The sequence below is a fragment of the Onishia niordana genome (assembly GCF_004798965.1).
Classification (GTDB): Bacteria; Pseudomonadota; Gammaproteobacteria; order Pseudomonadales; family Halomonadaceae; genus Onishia; species Onishia niordana.
This window is the reverse complement of record NZ_SDSD01000166.1, coordinates 1-236: the sequence shown is the minus strand read 5'-3', so window position 1 is coordinate 236 and position 236 is coordinate 1. Positions and strand designations below refer to the sequence as shown.

General features: G+C 31.8%; 1 protein-coding gene. It reads left to right on the top strand.

Annotated features, from left to right (window positions below; translation table 11 throughout):
* A partial coding sequence (locus tag ETC27_RS18360; protein WP_205742807.1) for a hypothetical protein occupies positions 1-236 on the top strand: 236 nt, incomplete at both ends.

Here is a 236-nt window from a genome sequence, read left to right as displayed (position 1 = left end):
ATAATTTTAAAAACTTCCTTTTGGAAGTTTTTTTGTTTATAAAATTGAAAGTAATCTGTTATACTATGGCTATGAAGTTAATCGCTTACAATGATACCTACAAACAAGCAGTTATTGATTTGATACTTTCTATTCAGAAGGAAGAATTTGGAGTTGCTGTTGATTTGGCAGATCAACCCGACTTGCAAGATATTCATGCATATTACAGCCAATTTTGGCTTGCTGTTGATGAAGAG